Source organism: uncultured Rhodococcus sp. (assembly GCF_963525155.1).
In the GTDB taxonomy this organism is placed as follows: domain Bacteria; phylum Actinomycetota; class Actinomycetes; order Mycobacteriales; family Mycobacteriaceae; genus Rhodococcus_F; species Rhodococcus_F qingshengii.
Window position 1 is genome coordinate 1 of record NZ_CAURKP010000247.1, and the last position, 6,322, is coordinate 6,322.

The following is a 6,322-nucleotide window of genomic DNA, read 5'->3' on the forward strand; positions in this document are numbered from 1 at the left end:
GTGGTGGACACAACGGTGCTCCGGGCACACCTGCTCCGGGAAATCCTGCTCAGGCCAAACCGGACCAGTCATCGTCCCTGCCGGTAACCGGCGCGAACGTCATCTGGCTCGCCGGTCTGGCGCTGGCACTGATCGGCGGTGGAGCATGGCTCACCCTGCGTAACCGCAAGCGTGCACCCGGCCAGGAGTAACTCCCAACCAGGAATACCGAAACAGAGCGGGTGCGACATACACCTGGTCGCACCCGCCCTGTTTCACCGTCACGACGTATTTATCTCGCGGCCGCCCCCGTGGCCCACCCCTCGAAGGAGAAACACCATGTCATTCCTCCCGTTCCCGATCGTCATCGAAGGCATCGAGACCACTGGTTCTGCCGCGATCGACGGCCTCGGTCGCCTGTCCGTACTCCTTTACGATCTCCTCGGCGGTACCGGAAGCGCCACGATCAACGCGGGCAGCTAGTTCGATACGGCACCAATTCCACACATCAGCTATCTCGGTAGATCTGTGAAGAGGAGACCCCGGTCCGTGAGCGATACCGAAGTTCCAGGGCGTCGTCGGCCGGGCGCAGGCCAGGTAATCGGCGAACTGCTCCTCACGGCCGGGGTCGTCATCCTGCTGTTCGTCATCTATGAGGCGTTCTGGACCAATATCGTCTCGGGGCGGCTGCAGGACGAGCTCAACAACAGTCTGGAGGAATCCTGGGCCGAAGTCCCCGAAGCCTCAGGAGCGATCGATGGTCAGCCGGTGTCCCCGCTGATCCCTGTGCTCGGCGAGGGATTCGCGCGCGTGCATTTCCCCACACTCGGCGCCGCGTACGCAATCGTCGAGGGCACACGCAACGAGGACCTGCGGGCCGGCCCCGGCCACTACCCGGACTCGCAGATGCCCGGCGAAGCCGGAAACTTCGCGCTCGCCGGGCACCGCAATGGTTCCGGCGCAGTCTTCCAACACCTGGATCGACTCGATGCATGCGATGCCGTCGTCGTGGAGACCGAGTTCCAATGGATGACGTACCGGTTGCTCCCACTCGACCAGGCCTCGCCCGAACGTCGCGCTGCGGCGAAAGCCTGCTTGAATCCCGAGCAAGCCGATCGTGTTTCCGAAGGCGACTACGTCCATCTCCTCGGGCGGCGCATCACCGTGCCCGGGGATGTTGCGGTCGTCAACCCGCTGCCCGGAAGCCCTTGGGCCGAGCCCGACGCCACGCTGGAAAGTATGTTGACACTGACCACGTGCCATCCGCTCTACTCGAACAGCGAACGCTTGATCGTCCACGCGGTTCTCGTCGAAACAATCTCGAAGACTTCGGGCACCATTCCCGCGGCATTCCAGGAGCAATGAATGTACGGATACCTCTGGGGAGCGCTCCCCGGCCCCCGACCAGTGAAGGCCCTGCTGGCGATCGTTCTCGTGGTCGCGGTGGTGCTGCTACTCATGGAATTCGTATTTCCTTGGGTGTCAGAGCATATGCCCTACTCCGACGTCACCGTATAGAGCGCCCGTGCAGGTCGGCCGACACCTGCACAACGCCCGGCTGGAGCCCGAAGGTGCTGTCCTACATCGGACTCGACGGATCTACGATGATTCTGGCGTGTCGATGCAAACCAGTTTCCGCGTGTGTCGGAACGGGTCGCCTAGTTGACGCTCGGGGCTCTCCGGAATGTTTGTTCGACGCCTGAGCGAGCACTGAAACCTGACTCCGCCGCTACAGAACCTTCGTGAAGATCTGCGCCGGCGCTGCCGTCTCGAGCTTGGCCAGCGCCTCAACCAACCTGACGAAGTGCTCGGTATGGGTATGAGCGTCGAGGTGCTCCTGCGATTCCCATTCTTCCGCCAACACGAGCTCGCAGGGATTGTCGGTGCGCTGCAATAACTCGTAGTTGATGCAGCCGACCTCTTTTCGGGTCTCGGTGACAAGTTCGTCGTACAACCGAAGCACTTCCGCGAGATCGCCCTGCTCCACTGTGGTTGGCACCAAAACCCTGATCACAAAGACTCTCCGATTCGTCTGACCCGTGTTGACCCCTCCGCTCGAAGTCTGCCGTAGACCTCCGACAGGTCGACATTTCCGTTGTGACTCGAAGTTTGCGGACAGGCGCAATATCTACGAAACACCCCCGATACCGGAGGTTCGTAGGGTTTGCCGAAGTCGGGCTCGCAATCAGCAGCGCAGCCCTGGGCCCGGGCGAGGGGTAAGCACATGAGTGGAAATGCAGTTCGCTTGCAAGCGATCAAGGACGTCGAGGCCTACACACCTCCGGTGGTCAGTTTCACGACCGACGAGACACCCGGAGAGGTGTTCGGAGCCAACGTCTTCAACAAGGTGGTCATGCAGAAGCGACTGCCCAAGCTTGTCTACAAATCGGTGATGGCGACGATCGAGCAAGGCAAACCGCTCGATCCCATGGTCGCCGACGCGGTCGCATCCGCGATGAAGGACTGGGCGTTGGAGAAAGGCGCAACCCACTACGCCCACGTCTTCTATCCGCTTACCGGGTTGACCGCCGAGAAGCACGACAGCTTCCTCGAGCCGGTCGGCGACGGCAGTGCACTGGCGGAGTTCGCCGGCAAGACCTTGATCCAAGGTGAACCCGACGCGTCGAGTTTCCCGAACGGCGGGCTGCGCAACACGTTCGAGGCTCGCGGATACACCGGCTGGGATGTCACGAGCCCGGCCTACGTTCTCGAAAACCCCAACGGCAACACACTGTGTATCCCGACCGTGTTCGTTTCGATGACCGGCGAAGCGCTCGACCACAAGACTCCCCTGCTGCGTTCACAACAGGCAATGGGTTTCCACGCCGAACGAATCCTTAAGTTGTTCGGCCATACCGATCCCGAGCACATCGTGTCGTTCTGCGGACCCGAGCAGGAGTACTTCCTGATCGATCGACACTTCTTCCTCGCCCGCCCCGACCTCCTCAACGCCGGCCGAACACTCTTCGGCGCAAAGCCGCCCAAGGGCCAGGAGTTCGACGACCACTACTTCGGGGCGATCCCGGAACGTGTGCTCGGATTCATGATGGACACCGAGCGGGAACTTTTCAAACTCGGTATCCCCGCCAAGACGCGGCACAACGAGGTTGCGCCCGGCCAGTTCGAAATCGCCCCGATGTTCGAGCGAGGCAACATCGCCGCGGACCACCAGCAGTTGCTGATGACCACTTTCAAGACAATCGCCAAGAAGCACGGCATGGAATGTCTGTTCCACGAGAAGCCGTTCGACGGTGTCAACGGCTCCGGCAAGCACGTCAACTTCTCGCTGGGCAACTCCGAACTCGGCAGTTTGCTTGTCCCCGGCGACAATCCGCATGACAATGCCCAGTTCCTCGTATTCTGCGCCGCAGTCATCCGGGCCGTCCACAAATACGCGGGCCTCCTGCGCGCGTCGGTCGCATCGGCAACCAACGATCACCGCCTCGGCGCCAACGAGGCTCCCCCGGCCATCATTTCGATCTTCCTCGGCGATCAACTGGCCGACGTCTTCGAGCAGATCGCCAAGGGCGCCGCGACATCGTCGAAGGACAAGGGCACCATGATGATCGGCGCCGATACCCTTCCCGTCCTACCGACCGACCCGGGCGATCGCAACCGTACGAGCCCATTTGCCTTCACCGGCAACCGTTTCGAGTTCCGCGCGCCAGGATCGCTGCAAACAGTCAACGGCCCGATGGTCACCATCAACACGATCATGGCCGAGGCCTTGGACTACATGGCCACCGAACTTGAGGCCGCGGTCGCCGACGGCGCCGATTTCGACACCGCCGTCCAGAATCTGCTCACCGAGATCATCACCAACCACGGTGCGGTTGTCTTCAACGGCGACGGTTACTCGGAGAACTGGCAGATCGAGGCCGAGTCTCGCGGCCTGCCGAACCTTCGCACGACGCTGGACGCCCTTCCTGAACTGATCACCGAATCCTCGATGGAACTCTTCGAGAAGTACAAGGTCTTCAACCACCGGGAGATGCACAGCCGCTACGAGGTCGGACTCGAACAGTACGCACTGAGCATCGGCGTCGAGGCACGCCTGGCCGCCGAAATCGGTACGACGCTGATCCTTCCGGCCGCAGTGCGCCACCAGACGGAAGTTGCGCAGAACTTCGTCGCACTGAAGTCTGCCGGCCTCGAACCGGATTCAGCACCGCTCGAAGAAGTGTCGGCGCCCGTTGCGGCTCTGCGCACAGCGCTCGCGGCCCTGCGCGCAGCAATCGACACCGACGCCGGCGAGTCGCCATTCGATCAGGCCAAGCACGCACAGGACGCACTCCTGCCCGCCATGGCAGAGGTACGTGCAGCGGCCGACTTCCTCGAAACCATCGTCGCCGACGATCACTGGCCACTCCCGACGTATCAGGAAATGCTCTTCATTCTCTGAGTATCACCCGAATATCACTACCCACAGAACTATGGCCTGCAACTCGATCGAGTTGCAGGCCATAGTTGTCGAATCTTGCTCGGCTAGCGGTCTTCCGGCATCGTGACTTCGAGTACGCGAGCCTCACCGGTGGTCGCGGGGTCAGGACGATCGCGCGAATCCGACGACGCCATCTGGAGTCCGTTCAAATCGGTCCGCATGTAGATGACGTTGTAACGGTCCCACGTGGTGGCGACGAATTCGAGGAACTGTCCGCTCGCCCACGGGTGCATGAATCCGCCGTACAATGCGGGCAACGTGATTCCACTCAACAGGGTCTGCGTACCACTCCACGGGCCTTGCGGTTGGTCGGCCTGACGGATCACCAGGTTGCCCTCGGCACTGGTGTACATGGCAACGTACTTGTTCAGGTAGTCGTTCCACTGCACTGCGAGTTCACTGACCGGTGCCTTGATGACCTGAACGGCATCGGTATCTCGCGGACTCCAACCGGAGCCGTCCCAGTATTCGTAGGCGCCGAGATTTCTGATGTCGGCGCCGGCCACTCGCGCCAGGATCGCCTTACCGAAACGACCTGAGGGAGTTCCGTATTCGTAAATGTAGCCGTCCCGACCGTCGAGGAAGGCGCTCTGCTGGAAGTTGGAATTGATCGGCGATACTGCCGGAATCCCCGGAATGCCAAGTCCTTCGGTATTGGCGCGAACTGTCGCCGGATCGAGTTCCCAGTTCTCACCGTTGTCCGTGGAGAAAGCCAGAGCCGAGTAGTTGGTGGTCCAGGCTCCAGGTTCGTCCCACGACCGAACGGACATGAATCTGATGTACTGCACACCACCGTAAGAGATTCCAGCGGTCGGGATGGTGGTGAACTCACCCGGAATGCCGAATCCCGGAATGATCTCCTTGGAATGATTGGGGCCGTCCAAAGGAGAACTGTCGATCTTCATCCCGTCGGCAATGGCGGTGTCGTTGCTGCGGAACAACACGTTGCTGCGCCAGTCGTCACCCGGGGTGTCGCAGTCGCCCACCGTGTCGCCGAATGCCATCAGAACGTCGTGATCCGGCCCCGAAAGACCGTTGTCCCACATGATTCCGAGGTCGGTTCCCGACACGTTGAACCGCTCGATAGTGTTGTTGGGACTGCCTGGGCCAGTGACCATTTCGATCGCTTTGGTGCGGCCGGTCAGCACCGGCAGAGCACCGTTGGGCGCGCCGGTGATCCACGGCAACGCGTTGGCGAGGGAGCCGGTACCGGCGGAACCACTGCCAAGTGATCCGGTCAGCGAACCGAGCGAACCCGTCATCGATCCGGCGGAACCACTTCCTCCCGACCCACACGGTCCGCCGATCGCCGACGCAGACGGTGCTGCGGCAATCGTCGCGGCAATCGTGACGACGCCTATCGACAACATCGCCGACATGGAGTGTTTTTTACGCACGTGCAGCCCCTCTGATCATTTCGACTCCCGTTCGGACCACAGGCACAGTGATCCCCGACCGCAGAAGCAAACCATTTGGAATGTGTTAAGAGAGTGAAAGCTGAGCAAATTGTTATAAATCGCCCGTTCAACTGACACAAGTGACAGCTGTGTCCGATTTCACCTTCACAGGACAGTTGTCCGATACAGCAATAAAGGCGCCTAGTATATAACGGAAATGTAAAAGAGTTCTCACAACGAGGTAGGTGAGCGGTGTCCGTACGTGACCGCGTAGCGCAGATTTACGATCAGGTTTTGGTTCGCAATGCAGGAGAGCCCGAGTTCCATCAGGCCGCCGCAGAGGTCTTCGAGTCTCTTCACGTAGTGCTCGAACGCCACCCCCGCTACGCCGACGCCGGACTCATCGAGCGGCTCTGCGAGCCGGAACGCCAGATCATCTTCCGCGTGCCGTGGACCGACGACCAGGGCAACGTTCACGTCAACCGTGGCTTCCGCGTGCAGTACA

At 61.0% G+C, this 6,322-nt stretch carries 7 protein-coding genes and 1 pseudogene; 6 read left to right on the forward strand and 2 right to left on the reverse strand.

Going from position 1 to position 6,322, the window contains the following annotated elements:
- From RWT78_RS27160 to RWT78_RS27175, 4 genes are all read left to right on the forward strand, one after another.
- The coding region (locus RWT78_RS27160; protein WP_314682191.1) for an LPXTG cell wall anchor domain-containing protein at positions 1–191 on the forward strand (191 nt) is incomplete at its 5' end.
- Positions 192–318: 127 nt separating this feature from the next.
- Entirely contained in the window at positions 319–462 is a 144-nt protein-coding gene (locus RWT78_RS27165; RefSeq protein ID WP_003945342.1) for a hypothetical protein, read from the forward strand.
- Positions 463–528: 66 nt separating this feature from the next.
- Positions 529–1,344, forward strand: a complete 816-nt coding sequence (locus RWT78_RS27170; RefSeq protein ID WP_042923869.1) for a class E sortase — start codon at positions 529–531, stop codon at positions 1,342–1,344.
- The gene (locus RWT78_RS27175) at positions 1,345–1,497 is read left to right on the forward strand and encodes a hypothetical protein (RefSeq protein WP_003945315.1); all 153 of its coding nucleotides are present in this window, start codon (positions 1,345–1,347) and stop codon (positions 1,495–1,497) included. It begins immediately after the preceding gene.
- A 211-nt stretch (positions 1,498–1,708) separates the two neighbouring features.
- On the opposite strand, the gene RWT78_RS27180 is transcribed toward RWT78_RS27175, so the two are convergent.
- The gene (locus RWT78_RS27180) at positions 1,709–1,978 is read right to left on the reverse strand and encodes a putative quinol monooxygenase (protein ID WP_231917368.1); all 270 of its coding nucleotides are present in this window, start codon (positions 1,976–1,978) and stop codon (positions 1,709–1,711) included.
- Between the two features lie 225 nt (positions 1,979–2,203).
- Between RWT78_RS27180 and RWT78_RS27185 the strand changes: the two genes are divergently transcribed.
- Positions 2,204–4,381, forward strand: coding sequence for a glutamine synthetase III (locus RWT78_RS27185; RefSeq protein ID WP_003945365.1), 2,178 nt, complete (start codon positions 2,204–2,206; stop codon positions 4,379–4,381).
- An 83-nt stretch (positions 4,382–4,464) separates the two neighbouring features.
- On the opposite strand, the gene RWT78_RS27190 is transcribed toward RWT78_RS27185, so the two are convergent.
- Positions 4,465–5,799, reverse strand: coding sequence for a DUF4185 domain-containing protein (locus RWT78_RS27190; RefSeq protein WP_007733338.1), 1,335 nt, complete (start codon positions 5,797–5,799; stop codon positions 4,465–4,467).
- Positions 5,800–6,069: 270 nt separating this feature from the next.
- Between RWT78_RS27190 and RWT78_RS27195 the strand changes: the two are divergent.
- A pseudogene (locus RWT78_RS27195) lies at positions 6,070–6,322 on the forward strand (glutamate dehydrogenase); the annotation flags it as partial.